The 19,748-nt window shown below is 29.8% G+C and carries 15 protein-coding genes and 1 pseudogene; 6 read left to right on the top strand and 10 right to left on the bottom strand.

Features of this window, described 5'->3' with window-relative positions:
* Positions 1 to 3 precede the first annotated feature (3 nt).
* Together LFT63_RS06775 and LFT63_RS06780 are read right to left on the bottom strand one after the other, a co-directional pair.
* Positions 4 to 1,992, bottom strand: coding sequence for a DHA2 family efflux MFS transporter permease subunit (locus LFT63_RS06775; RefSeq protein WP_017636506.1), 1,989 nt, complete (start codon positions 1,990 to 1,992; stop codon positions 4 to 6).
* A 12-nt stretch (positions 1,993 to 2,004) separates the two neighbouring features.
* Positions 2,005 to 2,652 (bottom strand): HlyD family efflux transporter periplasmic adaptor subunit, encoded by a 648-nt coding sequence (locus LFT63_RS06780; RefSeq protein WP_017636507.1) that lies wholly within the window; start codon positions 2,650 to 2,652, stop codon positions 2,005 to 2,007.
* A gap of 118 nt (positions 2,653 to 2,770) precedes the next feature.
* On the opposite strand from LFT63_RS06780, the pseudogene LFT63_RS06785 reads away from it, so the two are divergent.
* Positions 2,771 to 3,321: pseudogene (locus tag LFT63_RS06785) on the top strand (TetR/AcrR family transcriptional regulator).
* A gap of 58 nt (positions 3,322 to 3,379) precedes the next feature.
* Here the strand turns inward: LFT63_RS06785 and LFT63_RS06790 are convergent.
* The 3 genes from LFT63_RS06790 to LFT63_RS06800 form a co-directional block, all read right to left on the bottom strand.
* Positions 3,380 to 4,582 (bottom strand): multidrug effflux MFS transporter, encoded by a 1,203-nt coding sequence (locus tag LFT63_RS06790; RefSeq protein ID WP_029055792.1) that lies wholly within the window; start codon positions 4,580 to 4,582, stop codon positions 3,380 to 3,382.
* A gap of 156 nt (positions 4,583 to 4,738) precedes the next feature.
* The gene (locus tag LFT63_RS06795) at positions 4,739 to 6,151 is read right to left on the bottom strand and encodes a zinc ribbon domain-containing protein (protein ID WP_029055791.1); all 1,413 of its coding nucleotides are present in this window, start codon (positions 6,149 to 6,151) and stop codon (positions 4,739 to 4,741) included.
* A gap of 252 nt (positions 6,152 to 6,403) precedes the next feature.
* Positions 6,404 to 6,862 carry a MarR family winged helix-turn-helix transcriptional regulator gene (locus tag LFT63_RS06800; RefSeq protein ID WP_340768433.1) on the bottom strand — a complete coding sequence of 153 codons (459 nt, stop codon included), beginning with the start codon at positions 6,860 to 6,862 and terminating at the stop codon, positions 6,404 to 6,406.
* A 182-nt stretch (positions 6,863 to 7,044) separates the two neighbouring features.
* Between LFT63_RS06800 and LFT63_RS06805 the strand changes: the two genes are divergently transcribed.
* Positions 7,045 to 8,007: a YdcF family protein gene (locus tag LFT63_RS06805; protein WP_445684203.1), complete on the top strand. Its 963-nt coding sequence runs from the start codon at positions 7,045 to 7,047 to the stop codon at positions 8,005 to 8,007.
* 50 nt (positions 8,008 to 8,057) lie between these two features.
* Here the strand turns inward: LFT63_RS06805 and LFT63_RS06810 are convergent, their stop codons facing one another.
* Both LFT63_RS06810 and LFT63_RS06815 read right to left on the bottom strand, forming a co-directional pair.
* The gene (locus tag LFT63_RS06810) at positions 8,058 to 8,723 is read right to left on the bottom strand and encodes an ABC transporter ATP-binding protein (protein WP_017636512.1); all 666 of its coding nucleotides are present in this window, start codon (positions 8,721 to 8,723) and stop codon (positions 8,058 to 8,060) included.
* Positions 8,723 to 9,781, bottom strand: a complete 1,059-nt coding sequence (locus LFT63_RS06815) for an ABC transporter permease (protein WP_340768436.1) — start codon at positions 9,779 to 9,781, stop codon at positions 8,723 to 8,725. The genes LFT63_RS06810 and LFT63_RS06815 overlap by 1 nt, the downstream gene beginning before the upstream one ends.
* A 136-nt stretch (positions 9,782 to 9,917) precedes the next feature.
* Here LFT63_RS06815 and LFT63_RS06820 point away from each other — a divergent pair, with 136 nt between their 5' ends.
* Both LFT63_RS06820 and LFT63_RS06825 read left to right on the top strand, forming a co-directional pair.
* Positions 9,918 to 10,592 carry a response regulator transcription factor gene (locus LFT63_RS06820; RefSeq protein WP_117238785.1) on the top strand — a complete coding sequence of 225 codons (675 nt, stop codon included), beginning with the start codon at positions 9,918 to 9,920 and terminating at the stop codon, positions 10,590 to 10,592.
* Positions 10,585 to 11,952: a HAMP domain-containing sensor histidine kinase gene (locus LFT63_RS06825; RefSeq protein ID WP_029055786.1), complete on the top strand. Its 1,368-nt coding sequence runs from the start codon at positions 10,585 to 10,587 to the stop codon at positions 11,950 to 11,952. Before LFT63_RS06820 ends, LFT63_RS06825 begins: the two co-directional genes overlap by 8 nt.
* Before the next feature lie 93 nt (positions 11,953 to 12,045).
* Here LFT63_RS06825 and mqo read toward each other — a convergent pair whose 3' ends face one another.
* Positions 12,046 to 13,524: a malate dehydrogenase (quinone) gene (mqo, locus tag LFT63_RS06830; RefSeq protein WP_029055785.1), complete on the bottom strand. Its 1,479-nt coding sequence runs from the start codon at positions 13,522 to 13,524 to the stop codon at positions 12,046 to 12,048.
* 404 nt (positions 13,525 to 13,928) lie between these two features.
* On the opposite strand from mqo, the gene LFT63_RS06835 reads away from it, so the two are divergent.
* Complete coding sequence (locus LFT63_RS06835; RefSeq protein ID WP_017636519.1) at positions 13,929 to 15,074, top strand: glycosyltransferase family 4 protein; 1,146 nt, start codon at positions 13,929 to 13,931, stop codon at positions 15,072 to 15,074.
* A 145-nt stretch (positions 15,075 to 15,219) separates the two neighbouring features.
* Here LFT63_RS06835 and LFT63_RS06840 read toward each other — a convergent pair whose 3' ends face one another.
* Positions 15,220 to 16,821: an L-lactate permease gene (locus tag LFT63_RS06840; protein ID WP_029055783.1), complete on the bottom strand. Its 1,602-nt coding sequence runs from the start codon at positions 16,819 to 16,821 to the stop codon at positions 15,220 to 15,222.
* A 339-nt stretch (positions 16,822 to 17,160) separates the two neighbouring features.
* On the opposite strand from LFT63_RS06840, the gene LFT63_RS06845 reads away from it, so the two are divergent.
* Positions 17,161 to 18,843 carry a CDP-glycerol glycerophosphotransferase family protein gene (locus LFT63_RS06845; protein ID WP_029055782.1) on the top strand — a complete coding sequence of 561 codons (1,683 nt, stop codon included), beginning with the start codon at positions 17,161 to 17,163 and terminating at the stop codon, positions 18,841 to 18,843.
* Between the two features lie 94 nt (positions 18,844 to 18,937).
* Here LFT63_RS06845 and LFT63_RS06850 read toward each other — a convergent pair whose 3' ends face one another.
* Complete coding sequence (locus LFT63_RS06850; protein ID WP_029055781.1) at positions 18,938 to 19,699, bottom strand: hypothetical protein; 762 nt, start codon at positions 19,697 to 19,699, stop codon at positions 18,938 to 18,940.
* Between the last annotated feature and the right edge of the window lie 49 nt (positions 19,700 to 19,748).

A 19,748-nucleotide genomic window follows, 5' to 3' on the forward strand; every position in this document is an offset into this window, starting at 1 on the left:
CAATTAATCTTCTGCTCTTGATTTTGCAGCTGATGCATCAGCTTTCTTCTTACTTTGTAAGAAGAAACTTAAAATAAGTGCTAATAAACTTATCATAGTTGCAATAACGAATGCATCGTTTATACCTTCAACAGAAGCCAATTTATTTATAAATTGTAATAATACTTTCATTGCACCTTGTTCTCCACCATATTGTTGAGCCAATTCACGCATATGATCTTGAACAACTGGATTTGTTTTATCTAATTCTGTGCCAAATGCGGCAACATGATTAGTTGTTTGTGTTGTCATTACTGTAACAAGAATCGCAGTACCAATAGAACCTGCTAATTGTCTCATAGTATTTACAAATGCATTACCATGAGAAATTAATCGACCTGGTAAAGCGTTCAAGCCTGCAGTCATGATAGGCATCATAATAAATGCCATACCAAATGAACGCAACACATAAATACCCATGATTGAGAAATATGGTGTGTCCATATTTAACTTAGTTAATTCCCAAGTTGCATAAGTCATTATAGCAATACCAAAAATAGCTAATGGTTTAATACCAATAGTATCTAATAACTTACCTGCAACAGGACCAAGTACACCCATTACTAATGCACCCGGAAGCATTAATAGGCCTGAATCTAACGCAGAGAATCCACGTAAATTCTGTAAGTAAATAGGTAATAAAATCATACCACCATATAAACTCATCATAACAATCATATTAATAACTGTTGTTAAAGTATATGTTGGGTATTTCAATACTGTTAAGTTTAACATTGGTGCTTTCATTCTTAATTCTCTAATAACGAATAAGATAATGAATATAACACCAATCACAAACATCGTAACGATTTCAGTTGAACCCCAACCTTTATTACCAGCTTCAGAGAAACCGTATAATAAAGCACCGAAACCAATAGTACTGTAAATAATTCCTGGTACATCGGCTTTAGGGTTTGTGGTTCTTTGATAAAGTCTAAACCAGAAATAACCTACTATGATAGCTACTAATCCTATAAAGAACATACCATAGAACATTATATTCCAATGATAATTTTGAACAATATAACCTGATAACGTTGGGCCAATAGCTGGAGCTAATATCATAGCCACACCCATAATACCCATTGCCGTACCACGTTTTTCTGGTGGGAAGATTGTAACAATAACGTTAGAACCTAAAGGCATTAAAATACCAGCACCAATAGCTTGTAATACACGTCCTACCATCATAATAGGGAAATTCATTGAAATAGCACAAATCAATGATCCTATAGTAAATAGTACAAGACCTATAAGAAATAACTTTCTATAAGAATATTTATTGAATAGAAAAGCACTTATCGGTATTAAAATACCATTTACTAACATAAATCCTGTCATTAACCATTGTCCAGTTGATGCAGAGATATTAAATTCAGTATTAATTTTAGGTAGCGCAACGTTTAATAGAGTTTGGTTTAAAATAGCAATAAACATCCCAAATAACATTGCTGCTAAAATTTTACCTCTAGTGATACCATTACCAAAGATAAAATCACTATGTTGTCTCTTGATTTTTTCATTAACTCTGCCCTCTTCTGAGTCAGGGTTAATTGGATTATGCACTTCTTCGTCTACATCTTCTGTTTCTTCTCTATCAATATTGTTACGAGAAGAATCGTCTGAACGACGTAGTTTCTCTTGGTCATGTGCATTGTTGTTGTCATTTTCAGATTCATTCATTGATTCGAAATGATGTTTTCTTTTATCGTCTTCTATATGATTTGAAGTTGAACCAAAATCATTAGGAGATGTTGTACGTGACTCAGATTGTTTGTCTAAATCACTTGCTTTAAATTTAGATTGATATGATTGACTCTCAGAACCTTTTGTTGAGCGTTGTTCCACTTTTTGGTTTTTAGACTTTTTCTTACTTTTAGAAATAAAGAAATTAATTAAACCAAGAAGTATGAGCGCGATTATAATATAAACAATAATGAAGGTCGCTGTCATTTAATGACCCCCTTAATTTTTATGAATTTTGACTTCAGCGTTCATACCTGGAACAACATTTTTAGATGGTTCAGAATCTAGAGAAATTTTAACTGGTACAACTTGTGATACTTTAGTGTAATTACCATCACTATTTGATGAAGGCATTAATGAGAAGCTATTTGCTGTAGCATCACCAATTTGTTCTACTTTACCACTTACAGTTGCTTTTTGACCGTCGATATCAATATCTACGTCATTTCCTTTTTCAATATCAGCAACATCTTTTTCATCAACGTTGGCAGTAACATATAAATCATCTAAATTATACGCATAAGCTATTGGGTTCCCAGCTTGAGCCATTGAACCTTCCATACCATCTGTTTTTACGATTGTGCCATCTTTAGGCATTTTGATGCTCATTTTTTTAGATTGACCATCTTGACCTTGTCCAACTACTTCAGCTACTTTGTCACCTTTTTTAAGTTTGTCACCTTGTTTTGCATCAAATGATTTGATTTCACCTGCAGTTGGGCTTGCTATTTTCATTTGATCGCCGTCTATTTTGGCGTTATCAGTACTAACATAGCTTGTTGCATTGTTCCAGAAGTAAAAGCCTAATACTCCAATAACAATTAATACTATGATAGTAATGATATTAATTAATACCATTTTCTTCATATATACTTCCTCCTATTTGCTTTTAAAATTCACTTTATCTATTATAGTTACATAGACATTAAAAAAACACCGACACTTTAAAAAAATGTGTCGGTTATATGAACAAAGGTGAATACTAATGAAAAGAAAAGCAAAATATAAAATTATACAAAGTATGATTGATCTATTAGATGAGTACCCTTTTGAAGATATTACTATTAAAATGATATGTGCTTACAGTGGTGTTAATAGATCTACTTTTTATGATAATTATAAAGATAAATATGATTTACTAGAAAAAATCCAAAACTATCATCTCTCTAAATATACTAAATTACTTACAGCTTTATATAATAATTTTGAAAGTGTAAGAGTAGATACAAGCAAATTATATAAATTTTTCTTAATTGTAGCTAAATATATAAAACGAAAAGAATCGTTTTATCGTGCTATTTTCATTACTTATCCAAATAAAGGATTAGCGTTTGATTATTTTCAAGCTACAAAAAAACATATGAACATGTTATTAATGATTATCCAAATTCAATTCGTAATAAGTCTTTATTTATCACTTACTCAATTGGTGGTGAAGTGGGTGTTATATTTTATTGGCTACGTAATGGCTGCCAAGAATCACCAGAAGAAATTGCTGAAAATTTACTAGCAAACACAGTTAAACTACAGCGATAATTATATTTGGTAAATGATGAAAAACAACCAAAGTGATTGTATTAAACACTTTGGTTGTTTAATTGTTACGATGTATTTTTGAATTAAGTAATTGTAATATAATTAAAATAATAGCCGTTGAACTAATAATCGTTACATAGGGCATTACATTATGCTCGCCCATAACATTAACCAATGAAGACATTACGCCACCTAATAGGAATTGTACTAATCCTAATAAACTAGATGCACTACCTCTACCTCGTGTACTTTCATCCATAGCAATTGAAAAACCTAAACTTGCCACTGCTGTTACAGGAGAAACTAATATAATAAATCCAATCACTAAAATCCAAAAACTCATATGATTTAACAAAGTAAAGATAACTAAAACTACACCAAATATTTGAATAAAGGTCACTATTTTTAATAAGCGTTGTCTATCCACATAGTCTACAAGAAAGCCTACTAACTGACTTGAAATAATTAATGTAATACCTATACCGGCAAACATAATACTGAATTGTAAAGCTGACATGTGATAGATTTTTTGAACTATAAATGGAGAAGCTGAAATATAGGTAAATAACATAATAAAAGAAAAACCTTGAATTGCCATCGGTAGTACAAACTTAGGTGTAAATAATAAATGCTTAAAGTTTTTAAACATTTCTCTAATACCATTACTATCTTTTTCATCTTCTTGTAAAGACTCTGGCACCTTCGTTAATGTACCAATAACCATTAATACACCAAATACAGTTAAAATAATAAATACCATTCTCCATACCGCAAAGCTTAGTATAACGCCACCAATAGCAGGCGCTATAACTGGTGCAACACCATTAACTAACATTAGTAAAGATAAAAATTTAGTTAATTCTTTACCTTTATACATATCACTAGCAATCGCTCTCGAAATAACAGATGCCGCCCCACCAGTAATTCCTTGTATAAAACGCAAAGCTATCATCACTTGTATATTCGTAACGAAGACAATACCTAAACTTGCAATAGTATAAATAAGCATTGATATCCATAACGGTTTCCTTCTACCAATAGAATCTGATATTGGTCCAGCAAATAAATTACCTAATGCTAAACCAATCATAAATAGAGATAATGTTAATTGAGCATTTGAAGTTGTTGTATGAAAGTCATTTTGTATATCTGGCAACCCAGGTAAAAACATATCTATAGATAATGCGCCTATTGCAGTAAGTGCTCCTAAGATGATTACAAATATAAGAGATTGTGATTTTGCTCGTACTTTACTATTCATTTTTTGAAACCACCTTGTTTTTATTTTTAATAATAAAAGTTCTAATATTATATGATATAGAAATATTTAACATATGAGATTTTGATAATTAAAAAAATGAGACGTAGGACAATGTCCATAAATGTAAATGAACTTCATTGTACTACGTCTATTTCTCTAATCTGTTTCTTTAATTAAGTTAAAGTCATTCCCACTAGAAGCTTGCTCTAACTCATACTCTTTATTAACATACTGACCATTTTCATCGATATGTTGTACAGTTGTTAATATTTTATCTCCACTTTTGCTAGCACTCAATACTTGTGGTGATTGTAATGATACAAGTTGTTGATTACTAATACTATTTTTCATTTTGTCATACATTGAAGAATTCTTTTTAAAATAACTTGATATTAAATCAAAGTTACTTTGATTTTTGGCTGAAGTTAAAGCCATAGAATAACCACTAAAGAATTGTGTGAGTTTGTTCTTCAAACTATTTTCTTCTTTTTCTTTTTTAGTCACATATTTACTTATTTCATCACTATCAAAATCTAAAGTAACTGACGTATTATCTTTTAAGTTAGACGCTTTAATTGTCTTAGTTTCAGATTCAAATGTTTTACCTTTCGCCTTACCTTGAGCTGAAATTGTTATATCTTTATTTTTAGGATAAGGACCGAATTCTTTAGAATTTGAATATGACATTGTACGATCATTAATGATTACTTTTTTCGATTTACTTGTCAGTTTCGTTGCACCTTTTAATTTGATATTTAAATGCGCTTCTTCAAAGTTTTCGTTAACATCTACAGTTTCACTATTACTATTCTTGAAATTAAAATCAAGTGTACCTGTGAATACGCCATTTTTTGTTTCTTTAGTTGCGTCTATGTGATAATTACCAGGAATAAAATAACCTAATGGTGTTGTTTTATTTGCATCTGCAATGACTGTTTTACGTTTACCACCTGATTTAAATTCATATTTAGTATCCACTTTAGGTTTAACGATAGGTTGTTTTGTAGGTGCATTAAAACTCATATTATCAAAAATAAAATATCGTCTTCCGTTTTTACTTACACGTAAAATATCTTGCCCATCTTTAGTTTGGATATACGATGCAACACTTGAATCGCTTTTGTTTAATTTATCAACCGTATTTCTAACATCTCTAACGAAATGCTTCATGCCCACTTCTTTTTTAATATATTTGATGTACGCAGCCGCTTCATCAGGATCGACCTTTTTGTCTTTCGTACCAAGTAAGGTTGCTACCTTTTGATTATCGTCGTTATCAATTGCATTCACTAAAATTTTAGCTTGAGCATTGGGTGAATTATAATTTCTTAGAAGGAAAAATAAAATAACTAATAGTATGATAATAAAAAATATAATTGCCACTGGCACAACTTTTCTGATTTTAATATTCGATGATTGATTAGTTGATTTGTTAGTTCTATCTTTTCGTTTAATATTGTTATTTTTACTACTTTTCTGATTTATTTCTTTTTTTAATGACTGGCCGCAATTATGACAAGTGTGCTCATCATTTTCAACAGAGACGCCACACTGAGGGCACTGTTTCATCGTATCACCTCTATTCACTTTCCAAACTTACTACCATTTATAAATAGTTATATCACTATATTTATATCAAGAGGGGTTATTACTTATGCATCATTTTTTAATATTTAAAATTTATAAATCTTTATTTTTTCAGATATTTTCATTATATGACTAAATGAATAACAGTAACATACGTATTTAGTCTTATGTCCAATGTATATACAAATTATATTCCTAACTCTTCTATTGTGTATAGTCTTTATTTAATAATTTTTAAGATAGTTTAGAACTATAATTCGTCATTCTATGATTAATAATATCTAAAACATGTCTTACTTGTTCTAAATCTTCCGCAGAAAAATCATTTGTAAAGTCATGAGCAATACTATTAATCAAAGCTTTACGCTCTTTTATATATGATTTTCCGTTATCAGATAACGTAATAAATTTGAGTCGTTGATCTATATTAGCGTTAGGTTTTTCTAAAATAACTAAACCTGCATCTAGCAATTTACTAATTCTTTTACTCACTGCCGCTTTATTAACGCCTTGCTTCTCCGTAATTTGACTAATAGTCATAGATTCGTTACTAAGCATCGTTAATACATTAGATTGTTCTAAAGAAATGCCATATTCATTTTGCAAATCTTTCAATAATTTAGCCGTTAAAGTATTTACATTATTGATAAATGTTTCTAAAAATGCAATATGATCTTCTAATTGTCTAGTCATATGTATCTCCTCAAACACGCGTAGATTTATATAAAATATTTATTTTTCATCTTATAAATGATATCAAGAAAAATTATAAAATGAAACCTTAAAAACAGTTTTAACTCAATATCTTTTAAGTTGCTTATTTAACTCTTATCAACTACATTTATATATACATATATGATAGAGGTGGCCCTTTCATGATTCCATTGCTTTTCACTTTATTAATTTTAATAATATTGTTTTCTTTATTTTTTAACCAATTTATAACTTTAAGTATAACTGGATTTATTTCTACTATTATATTAGGTTTTATAACTCTAATTTACCATCTGATTAGTTATTCAATACCTTATGAACTAATAGCAATAATAATAATGATATTTATGTATATCATATTAAAGCATGCCTCTATCTTTCGTAATAAACAAGGGCGTCGTTTTATTAAGCAAATGACTTTAAGTGGAGTTCGGTTAATCCTATTTATAATTGCTTGTTTCTACATTAGTACTTGTCCTATTCCAATATTGAATGGCATTATACTATGGCTTAGTTTCATTGGTTTGTCTACTTTATTCGCTTTCTTTTGTTATGTCTTTTGGTCTTCTGCATATGGTTCAACTCATTTTCAAAAACCAATCGATTTAATCATTATTTTAGGGGCAGGTATTTTTACTGAAGAAGTTACACCTATGCTTAAAGAGCGTTTAGATCGAGCATATGATATTTACCGACAGTTCCATAATTCTCCTATGATTTTAGTTTCTGGTGGTCAAGGTCCAGATGAACCTATTACTGAAGCTTTAGCTATGCAACGCTATTTAATTCATCGCGGTGTCCCAAAAGAACATATATTATTGGAACAACAATCAACAAATACAAATACTAACTTTATATATTCGAAAGAAATAATTAGAAAATATTTCAATATTAAACCCAAAATACTATGTGTAACTAGTCAATTTCATATTTTAAGAGCACTTAAATTGGCTAAAAATCATGATATTCATGTCTATGGTATTGGCAGTCATACACCATACCATTTTTTCCATATTGCGTTAATCAGAGACTTTTTAGGTGTAATGTACCAGTATCGTCTTTTACTAACCATATACTTTGCACTAACCTTTTGGTTAAGTATTATCATTTTATGGATTAAATAAAAGAGACAGTGTACATTCTATACGAATGTATTACTGCCTCTATTTTTATATTAATTTTTAATTAGTCCATCTTCTAAGTAAATAACTTTATCTGCATATTCAAACAATCGCTGATCATGTGTCACCATAATCCCACACATTTGATTGTTTGAAATTTCTTTTTTAATCATTTTTACAACAGATAATGCTCTTTTAGCATCTAAACTTGCTGTGGGTTCATCAGCTAATAATACTTTAGGATTATTCATTAGCGCTCTCATAATAGCTACTCTTTGTTTTTCACCACCTGATAACATATGGGGGTAAGCATTCATTCTTTCATACAATCCTATATCACTTAATAATTTTTCTGCACGACGATATGCTATTTTTTTAGACATTCCTGCTTCACGTCCTACAATTATCAATTGATCAATGACGCTTAAATAAGGTACTAAGTGAGAAGATTGGAAGATAAAGCCTATCTCTGATAATCGACGTTCACTATTTTGTTTAGACGATGAAAATAAAGGTTGTTGTTCATAGTTTATATCCCCATCAGTAGGAGAAAGTAGACCTCCTAATATAGATAACAATGTTGATTTACCCGAACCTGATGCACCTGAAAGAATTACAAATTCACCAGGCTCTATTGTTAAATCGATACCCTTTAATACTTCTGTCTTAGTACTACCTTCTCCAAACGTTTTAATTAATTGTTTAACTTGCAATGTCACTATTCTCCACCTCCAATAGCATCTAATGGATCGATTTTAACGACTTTAATAAATGATAGTAATGAGCCTATGCATGCTACGAGAATGAAAATGACAATCACTAAAATGTAATTAGCGTAGGCTAAATGAAATGGCATTGTTACTGGTATTATGAACGAAACACTTATAATCATAGCGACTGATATTAAAACTGATAATAATGTAATCATTAAAATTTGTGAGGTTAAGGATTTAAGCAAGTGTCTTGTCTTTATACCAATCGCTTTTAAAATACCTATTTCTGATACTTTTTGGATTGTCATGACATAAAAGAAGGCACTAAGAACAATAGCAGAAATAACGAATAAACTCACTATCATCATGTTTAGTGGTGCTTGTTCAGCTTTATAACTAGCAATATTATCTTTTAATTCATTTTCATCTGTAACTTGGATACCTGTAATATCCTTTAGCTGTTGTTGTTCATGCTTCGATATTTTATTGATTGGATAAAATGTAGCATACTGTCCTTTAATATCACTGAATCCTTGTTGATTCATCATTACGATTGAACTATGTGAATACATCGCATCTTTAAGAAATCCTGTTACTTTATACGCTTTTTCTTGATTTTTAAATTGGACTTGATCTCCAATATTTATCCCTTTTCCTGTTAATTTTTCATTCACAACAATTTGATTATCGTTTTTCGGATAATGGCCCTTTGCCAATTTAAACTTATGTTGTAATGAAGAATCGATTGCTAATACATCTTCATTATTTTCTCCTTTAACATTTAAAGTTTGTTGTTTCATTTTCAAGGGTTTAGTGTTAATGATATTTTCAACCTTAGATTGTTGTTTTTTCGTTAATTGAGATTTTTCAATTTGAGGTGCTTTCATATCTTGGATAATATAATGTTTTGATTTAAGCTGACTAAATAATGAAACATTTTCTCTGCCAAGCCCTTGTGCTAAACCACTAATAAATAACACCATCATACTTAATAAGACAATAATTAGCATAATCAATATATATCTTAGCTTATAAAATTTTATTTCATTCCATGCTAATTTCATTCATATTCACTCCTATTCGATATTTTCACTAGTTGTATATTAATTACTTTTTATGAACTGAATATGAACAATTTCATACATTGTTTTATAAATTTTGCTCATAGTATAATTAAGTAAAAAAGATAGGAGTGTGTATATGAATCGCTGTCTTATCGTCGATGATGATTTGAAAATATTAAATTATGTCTCGACACATTTAGAAAAAGAACACTTTCAAACTTATACTCATATGAATGCTAAGGATGCACTTGAATGTTTAAATCGTAATCAAATAGATATTGCTATTGTCGATATTATGATGGAAGGTATGGACGGGTTTGAATTATGTCAAATTATCAAAGAAGATTTTGAGTTACCTGTCATTATGTTGACTGCAAGAGATGCACTAAGTGATAAAGAACGAGCATTTCTAAGTGGTACGGATGACTACTTAACAAAGCCATTTGAAGTCAAAGAACTCATATTTCGTATTAAAGCTGTTTTACGTAGATATGATATACATGCAGAAGAACAATTAGTAATAGGTGATTTAACACTCCAACAAGCGTATATGGAAGTTATAGTAAACGATAAAACGATGATGTTACCGAATAAGGAATTTCAACTTCTTTTTCTATTAGCCACCAATAAGAAGCAAATACTTACAAGAGAGCATCTTATTGAAAAAATATGGGGGTTTGATTATGAAGGTGATGAAAGAACAGTTGATGTCCATATTAAGCGTTTACGACAACGTTTAGCTCAATTACATTCTAATGTCACAATTAAAACAGTTCGTGGACAAGGATATAAGGTGGAAGTAAATGTTTAAATCTTTATATATTCGAATTGCTGTTTATACAATCGTCGTCATTTTATTTAGTGCGTTTATCAGTTTTATTTTCACGAACATTTATTATCATTTTAATCTAAAACCCTCTAATGATGCGAAAATTATGAAGACATTAAAAGAAGCTAAGGAATTTGAAGATAAACAATCATTTGAACATATTAATACATATTTTAAACACTTGGGAGATATGAATTATCAAATTATGACTGTTGATCAACATGGTAACAAACACTTTTATGGCGCTCCTTTTAGAAAGGATAGCTTACCCAAACATGATATCCAAAAAGTTTTACACGGCGATACTTATCATGGGATAAAAGAGAAGCCTTTTAAACTTTTTATAACAGGTTTCTTTGATAATGAAACTGATAATACTGTAGGTCTTCAATTTAAAAATGATCATCAAGCTATTGCAGTATTTATGCGTCCTGATATAGGGGAAACATTTAGCGAATTCAGAATATTTTTAGCAGTGCTATTAGCATTATTGTTGATAATTTCAATCTCGTTAGTTATAGCTTCTACCTATTCTATAGTAAGACCTGTAAAACAATTGAAACGTGGTACAGAAAGATTAATGAATGGAGATTTTAACACGCCGATTAAACAAACACGAAAAGACGAAATCGGCACATTACAATATCGTTTTAACACAATGAGACAATCTTTAAAGCAAGTTGATGAAATGCGACAACACTTTGTACAGAATGTTTCTCACGAGATCAAAACGCCCCTAACTCATATTAAACAATTATTAGTGGATTTAGAACAAACCGATAATGAAAATAAACGACAAAATAAAATAGAAGAAATCAATCAAATTACAACTCAACTTAGTGATTTAACAAGAGAATTGTTATTATTATCGGAACTTGATAATGCACAACATCTTACATTTTCAGACAATATACAACTTAATATATTGATCAAAGACATTATTCGACATGAACATTTCGCACTAGATAATAAGTCATTAATGATAATGTCTAACTTGGAATCTATTTATTTCCTTGGAAATGAAAGACTATTACACCAAGCTATAAATAATCTTATTATCAACGCCATTAAGTATGCTTATCACGATTCAGTTATTAACATTGCATTAACGCAAACATCACAACATGTTTTAATTCAAGTTACTAATCATGGTGATGTTATAACCGAAACACAACAATCACGAATGTTTGAACGCTTTTATAAACTTAGCCATGATAACAATAGTAATGGCTTAGGTTTGGCAATTACAGAATCAATTATTAAACTTCATCACGGTAAAATTTACGTCTCAAGCACTCAACAAGAAGGAACTACATTTACGATTCAATTACCTCAAAACTAAATATAACCAACAACTTAAAAACTCGCATTCTAAATAAATAAAAGCATCTCACTATCGTAGCCATTAGACTTTATAGTGAGACGCTTTAACTATTTATTTAACTTTCAAATATTTAACTATTTCTTTATTAACAGCATGATAAACATCTTCATGTTCAGTTAATTTTAATCCGAATGAAGGAACCATTTCTTTTATAGCAGATTCCCAACTGTCAAAGTCATCTTTATAACATTTTTGAAGTACATCGAACATAATATCTACAGCAGTAGATGCACCTGGTGATGCACCAAGTAAAGCAGCTAACGTACCGTCTTCTGATGTAATTACTTCAGTACCAAATTGTAAATTACCTTTTGAATCTTTAGTATCTTTAATCACTTGAACACGTTGTCCTGCAGTAATAACTTCCCAATCTTCATCTTTAGCATTTGGTAAGAATACACGTAAGTCATCTATTCTTTCCTCATTAGAAAGCATTAATTGTGATACTAAATATTTTGTTAAGTCAAATTCTTTAACACCTGCAGTTAACATCGTAACGATATTATTAGGTTTCACTGATTTAATTAAATCTAAATATGATCCAGTTTTTAAGAATTTTGGTGAGAAACCTGCAAATGGTCCAAATAGTAATGAACGTTCACCATTTACAAATCGTGTATCTAAATGCGGTACTGACATAGGTGGCGCACCTACCTCAGCTTTACCATAAACTTTTGCATGATGACGTTTAATAACATCCGGATTTTTACATCTTAAGAATAAGCCACTAACTGGGAAGCCACCGATATGTTTAGATTCTTTAATTCCAGTTTTTTGTAGTAATGGTAGGCTTGCACCTCCAGCACCAATAAATACGAAATCAGTTTCATAAGTTGTAACTTGATTATTAGCTAAGTTTTTAACCTCAACTAACCAAGTTCCATCATTTTGTTTAGTTACATCTAAAACTTCATGTTTATAATTAATATCTACATTTTTTTGTTGTAAATTACTAAATAACTTTTTAGTTAGAGCTCCAAAGTTAACATCTGTACCAGTTTCATCATAAGTGATAGCAATTGGTTCTTCGTCTGTTCTACCTTCCATCATGAGAGGTACCCATTCAGCAATTTTATTTTTATCTTCAGAAATTTCCATTTTACTAAATAAAACATTCTTTTGAAGACTTTCAACACGTCTTTTTAAGAAATCAACATTATTCGCACCTTTAACGAAGCTCATATGAGGTACTGTTTTAATAAAGTTTTCTGGATTTTCTAATTGTCCTGTTCTAACTAAATAAGCCCAAAACTGTTTAGAAATTTGAAACTGCTCGTTGATTTTAATCGCTTTAGTAATATCTACAGATCCATCTTTACCTTCTTTAGTATAATTCAACTCACATAATGCTGAATGCCCTGTACCAGCATTATTCCAAACATTTGAACTTTCTTCACCGGGTTGATTCAACTTTTCAAATATTTTAATTTCTTTATCAGGTGATAATTCTTTCAATAATGTTCCTAACGTTGCACTCATGATACCGCCACCGATTAAGATGACATCTGTTTTGCTATGTTGTGTACTCATAACAAATACAGTCCCCCTTTTTTAGTTGATTAATAAAACTATCAAATGACCTAGATTTATATTAAAGCGCTTTCTAAATAGGTAAAAAAATAAAATCAACGATTTCCATTAATTCTAAACAACTTTTATTTTAGATTTATAATTAATGTAATCTAGTCATAATTACTCAATACATTACCTAAAATATGACACTTAAAACATTTAATATTGTACCATATAATCAATACTTAAATGAAATAAACACCTATTTGAAAATGTCAATTTCTTAGTAACATCACACATAGATCAAAATGATATATCTCATTTATTGTTAATACTTATATTTTAACATATTCATTTAACTCATTTGTGAACTATGTCATGATATAATCAATATAAATTCATAAAAATTAAGAGGTGTTCAAATGAAGTCGTTCACATTTTTCATGCATAACATCTATGCAATGGGCGGAACGGTTAAATCTATTTCACAACTTGCTAATGCATTAGCTGAAAAAGGTCATCCAGTTACTATTATTTCTGTCTTCAGAGGTGCCGACAAACCCTATTTCAAATTGCATAAAGATATCAATATTAAAGTATTAATTGATTACCGTATGAAACCATCTAATATTAATGCTATTATTGCGAATCGTATTAAAAAATATACACCGTTCTTAAAACCTAAACAATTATCACAGTATGAACCTGGACTTAATCAATTTTCGAGTTATGTTGAGAAGAAAATGATAAAAGCTATTAAACATGTTTCTACGGATGTTCTCATAGGTACAAGAGCAAGTTTTAATATTTTAATCGCTAAATATCAAAATAAAAAAGTTACAACTATCGCTATGGAACATATGAATTTCAATGCACATGATACAAAGTATCAAAATCAAATCATTAATGCATATCGAGAAATCAATAAAGTCACAACTTTAACTTCAGCAGATCGCGATATTTATCAATCAAAACTAAAAACACCTGTTTATGTTATACCTAATATCATTGATAACAAGAGAATTGCTTCTCAAAAGAAAAATATTATTATTGCTGCAGGAAGATTAGAATATGAAAAAGGATTCGATCTTTTATTAGAAAGCATTAGATTAATTCAAGACGATTTGAGACATTTAAACTATGTATTGCACTTATATGGCGATGGACAAGAAAAAGATTCATTAATTCAATTTATAAATCAATATCATTTACAAGATATTGTCGAACTTTATCCATCAACACCTAAACTTGATCAAAAGCTTGCTCAAAGTAAAATTACTGTCGTTCCATCAAGAAATGAAGGCTTTGGTATGGTCTTACTTGAAGCGATGGCTCAAGATAACATTGTCATTAGCTTTGCTGGTAATACTGGCCCTGATTCTATTATTAAAAATGGTAAAAATGGTTATTTAGTAGAACATGATGATACATCTCAATTGGCTAAACGAATTGATTTAACGATGCATAATGATAGTGAACTCCAATATATCATCAATGAGGGTCGACATACGCTAGAAAATTATACTGCCGAAGCTGTTTATAAAGATTTCATGAAAATGTTCAGCTAAAGTACATTATTAATTAATATTAGCTTTAAAATTTTTAACAGTATATACGTCAAGACACCTTAAAAAGCATATTAATAATATACAAAAAACTGATTTCCCGATATATGAGAAATCAGTTTTTTAAGTTTAACTACTAAATTTAATTTTATAATAATACTGATAAGATGAATGTCCAAATACAGATGAATATTAGTAAGCCAATACTATATCTCAAAGTCATTTTTAGTAATTCAGATTCTTTACCTACTTCTTTAACAGCTGCAGTTGCAATAGCAATAGATTGTGGTGAAATTAATTTAGCTGCAACCCCACCAACTGTATTAGAAGCAACAAGTAATGAACCACTCGTACCAATTTGTTGTGCTACAGATGCTTGGATAGGCGCAAATAATGAGTTGTTATTAACTACTGATCCAGTCATGAACACGCCAATCCAACCTAATATTGGAGAAAGTAATGGGAATACGTTTCCAGCTTTAGCAATACCTTGACCCATTGCACTACTTAATCCACCATAAGTAGTTATTTTAGAAATAGCTAATATGAAGCAAATTGTTAAAATAGGTAACCATAATTCTTTGAAAGTTACACCGAATAAACGTCCCGCATCACCAAAGCCAACTTTTTTAGACATTAATACTGTAATAATAATAGTGATTAAAATCGCAGTACCAGTTTGACCTATAAGATTTAATGATAATGTAATTGGTTTATGTGCAACTTCACTAAATGTTCCCGGTAAATTAAAGTTAAATACTAATCCAGAAAGTTTACCATTAGGTAAGAATAAATTCTTAAATGATGGTGCGCTCCAAATCATAACGATAACTGTTAAGATAACAAATGGGCTCCATGCATAGAAAATTGATTTTGCGCTATGATGTTTAACTGGTTCAGGTTCAACATCTTTTTGTATTCTAAATGTATGTTTCGGTTGGAATTTTCTTGAGAATAAAGCTAAAGCTAACATTGATGCTAATGGAGGAATAATATCTGCTAATTCTGGTCCATTAAATACAGTTAGTAAAGCTTGTAATACAGTATACGTAATAGAAACGACTAATATTGAAGGTAATGTTTCTTTAATTCCTTTAAAACCATCAATTATAAAGATTAATAAAAATGGTATGAAGAAGTTAATAATAACTAAAGTAAATACTGATGTTTGGGATACTCCCATTGCTGTTACACCACCAGGTAAATGAAGTGTATCAACAATCCCCACTGGAATACCAATGGCACCAAATGCACCTGAAGCTGCGTTAGCTACTAAACACAACATAGCAGCTTGTAAAGGTTTAAAGCCCAATTGCGCTAATAATAAAGCACAAATTGCAATCGGAACACCAAATCCTGCTGCCCCTTCTAAAAAGGCATTAAATGAAAAACCTATCAATAATAACTGGATACGTTGGTCTTGAGAAATACTTGTAATACTATCTTGAATCGTAGAAAATTGTCCAGATTCTAATGTGATTTTATATAGTAATACAGCCATCATTACAATATAACCAATTGGAATAATACCTTGGAAGAAACCTTCCACTACCGCACCTGAAGCAATTCCTACAGGTAATTTAAAGAATGGAATTGCAATCAATAAAGTAACGACTAATGTTGTTATAGCAGCATAAATCCCTTTCATTTTGAAAACAGTTAAACATAATAAAAATAAGATAATTGGTACTGCAGCAATAATACTTGATAACACTAAATTATCAAATGGATTGAATGAATTTACTAACATAGTATGACTCTTCCTTTACTTTAAATTTGTTTGTCTCTAGATAGAGTTATATCAAAATAAAAATATTTATTATCTTTGATTGTGAGTCTTCTTCAAATTGAATTCATTTATAACTTGTGAACTTTTTCACAATTAAAATATATCATCTTATCGTTAAAATTACAACATTGATTTTATAGTTTTTCCCAATTATTTCCCTTTATTTTTTTATTCTTTATTTTTGTGTCAAAAGCTTGTAATGATAACGCTTACATAAATCATTAAACGTCCTCATTATGAATTAATGTGTTACACATGATAAAATAAGAAGAATAAATTTAGCCTAAAGAGGTCAGCGATATGATAAAGCAAATTAATATAACTAGTTTAGAAAACTTAGATATTCAACTTATGAAAGCTTTAGATGAAGGATATACACATTTTGTTCCATACTCTAATGATATAATGCTTCATCAAAAAATGCTTGATGCTGTTGAATTAAAGAGCACTTCAATTATTGTTGATTATACAATAGATAAAACCTATTTAAATGATTGCAGATATTTTGGGTTAGAAACAGTTGATTTTATAGATTGGGTTAAAAATATTAATCACTTTCCTAATGTGATTTATGAAATTAAATCTGCCCTAGTTCATCTTGAAAAATTTAATATTGAGACTATTTTTGATTTAGCTTTAGTAACCATTTTAAAAGGCCAACTTGCAGTAGATGGACATGTTGTCTTTGATTTTAAAACACCTATTTATACTAGTAGTCAACTTTGGTCATCTATTGATAAAAATAATATTAGTAAAATAAATCAATTTTATTTAAACAAAATCGCATATGAACATCGTCAAAAAATCCCATTCCCTAGATTTACTTATAATGATCATAGTGAATTAAGATACTCAGATTCTGTATTGTTAAGTACAAAATTCAGATTACCTAAGTGGATGTTCAAACCATTTAAAAATCATTCTTTAAAAAAACATAGAGAATTAAGTTATATCTATGATAAAGATAAGTCATTGCTTAAAGAACATGTTGTCTTTATGGGATTTGATTATGGTTATCGTGGTAATTCTAAATACTTATTTAATTATTTTGTTAAGAGAAATCCAACCATCAATACTTATTTTGTGACAAATGATAGACAAGGGCCACATTTTATATCACCTGAGGATTCTGAAACAAAATCTATGATAGAAACTGCTAAAGTAGTTGTCACGGAAAGTTATATTCCAGATGACATCAAACCAAATGGTACTATTATTCAACTTTGGCATGGTACTCCAATTAAAAAATTATTTTTAGATAGTCATGAACCAAACCAAAACTTAAATATATATAATTATAGAGCTCGTAAATATAACAAGTTAGCTAAACAAGATTACTTAGTATGTGATTCAAAATTTGCTATGGATATGTTCCATACAGCTTTCCCTACTCATGATACTGAAGTGTTACCTATTGGTTATCCACGCGTGCAATATTTACTAAACAAACTAAGTGAGTCATCATTTTATGAACAACTCAAACGCGACTTAAATTGCGATCTAATTAAACCAATATTACTTTATGCTCCAACTTGGTTATCAAATAATGAGTTAGACCCAACATTACCAATCACCGACCAATTATTGGATAAATATAACGTTATATTTAAAGGTCATGTCGAAAGTAGTCAAACCGTAAACTTACCTGATGAAGTGATTATTCCTCAAAAAGGAATAGAAACTCAAGATTTACTACTTATTTCTGATATCGTACTTACAGATTATTCATCTATAGTATTCGATGCACTAACAATTGATAAACGTGTATGCTTATATACACCTTATCATGACCAATACAAAGAAGAGCGAGGTATTTATAATCGTGTGATGAAAAGCTTAGCTAATGTTTGGTATACGGATCCTGATTTATTACTAAATGATTTAGTAACAGATATGATTCCTAAAAACGATAATCCGTATATCAATAAAAATAATCAATCCTTACAATATCTTACGAAGCTAATTCAAAAAGAGTTAAAATAACTAGAAACTAATGTTCTTATAAAGGCGTATCACAAAGTATTTACATTTGATGATACGCCTTTTTTATATCTATATATTTTGAAATAACATACTTTTATTTTCCATAAGCTGGGTCAACAACAACTGGTTCGCCTTGGCTATTTACAGTAACTATAGAATAAACACCATTTTGTTGTGGGTCTTTGAAACTAAATACATATCTATAATTGGCATTCTCACCTTCAATTGCATAGTCATTATACGTTTTATTACTACTGCCATATAAATTTGCTTCTTGTCTTGCTAAATCTAAAGCAGTTTGGAAGTTAGGTAATTGTTTTAATGCAGTTGATTGATTAACATTTGATTTTGATAAATTTCTAGCTACTGATGTGGCATTTTCTGATTGATATGGTGCTACGTAACCACTTGTACTTTGTGTTGATTGTGAAGATTGATTTGATGTTTTTTGATTGTTAGTATTACTAGCAGTTTGGTTTGAATTATTATTAGATGTATTCGCGTCATTCATATTATTAGATTGCTGAGTTGAATTGTCAGTACTTTTAGCTTGTTGATTTGAATCATTTCCACTATTATCATCTTGATTCTGACTTGTTGAATCATTACCACTTGTATTGTTTTGGTCATCGTTTTGATCATTATTTTGGTCATCTTTACTTTCCTTAGAATTGCTTTGATCATCTTTATTTGATGTTTTATCTTTTGAATGATCATTTGACTTTTTATCCTTTTGTTCAGTTTTAGATGACTCATCTTTAGAGTTGTCTTTATCTTTGTTGCTATCATCATTCGAACATGCTGTGGCACCTAATAAAAATGATAATGCCAACAAACTCGTATATAATTTTTTCATCAGTACAACCTCCTAAATAATATTTTTTATTTCCAAAACATCTTCTCAC

It is taken from the genome of Staphylococcus sp. FSL H8-0121 (assembly GCF_038008425.1).
Lineage (GTDB): Bacteria > Bacillota > Bacilli > Staphylococcales > Staphylococcaceae > Staphylococcus > Staphylococcus pasteuri.

Coding starts and splice junctions, on each gene's coding strand:
- LFT63_RS06780 (WP_017636507.1), bottom strand. CDS start 2,652: ATGAAGAAAATGGTATTAATTAATATCATTACTATCATAGTATTAATT.
- mqo (WP_029055785.1), bottom strand. CDS start 13,524: ATGAGTACACAACATAGCAAAACAGATGTCATCTTAATCGGTGGCGGT.
- LFT63_RS06840 (WP_029055783.1), bottom strand. CDS start 16,821: ATGTTAGTAAATTCATTCAATCCATTTGATAATTTAGTGTTATCAAGT.
- LFT63_RS06850 (WP_029055781.1), bottom strand. CDS start 19,699: ATGAAAAAATTATATACGAGTTTGTTGGCATTATCATTTTTATTAGGT.
- LFT63_RS06795 (WP_029055791.1), bottom strand. CDS start 6,151: ATGAAACAGTGCCCTCAGTGTGGCGTCTCTGTTGAAAATGATGAGCAC.
- LFT63_RS06775 (WP_017636506.1), bottom strand. CDS start 1,992: ATGACAGCGACCTTCATTATTGTTTATATTATAATCGCGCTCATACTT.
- LFT63_RS06835 (WP_017636519.1), top strand. CDS start 13,929: ATGAAGTCGTTCACATTTTTCATGCATAACATCTATGCAATGGGCGGA.
- LFT63_RS06845 (WP_029055782.1), top strand. CDS start 17,161: ATGATAAAGCAAATTAATATAACTAGTTTAGAAAACTTAGATATTCAA.
- LFT63_RS06820 (WP_117238785.1), top strand. CDS start 9,918: ATGAATCGCTGTCTTATCGTCGATGATGATTTGAAAATATTAAATTAT.
- LFT63_RS06825 (WP_029055786.1), top strand. CDS start 10,585: ATGTTTAAATCTTTATATATTCGAATTGCTGTTTATACAATCGTCGTC.
- LFT63_RS06800 (WP_340768433.1), bottom strand. CDS start 6,862: ATGACTAGACAATTAGAAGATCATATTGCATTTTTAGAAACATTTATC.
- LFT63_RS06815 (WP_340768436.1), bottom strand. CDS start 9,781: ATGAAATTAGCATGGAATGAAATAAAATTTTATAAGCTAAGATATATA.
- LFT63_RS06805 (WP_445684203.1), top strand. CDS start 7,045: ATGATTCCATTGCTTTTCACTTTATTAATTTTAATAATATTGTTTTCT.
- LFT63_RS06790 (WP_029055792.1), bottom strand. CDS start 4,582: ATGAATAGTAAAGTACGAGCAAAATCACAATCTCTTATATTTGTAATC.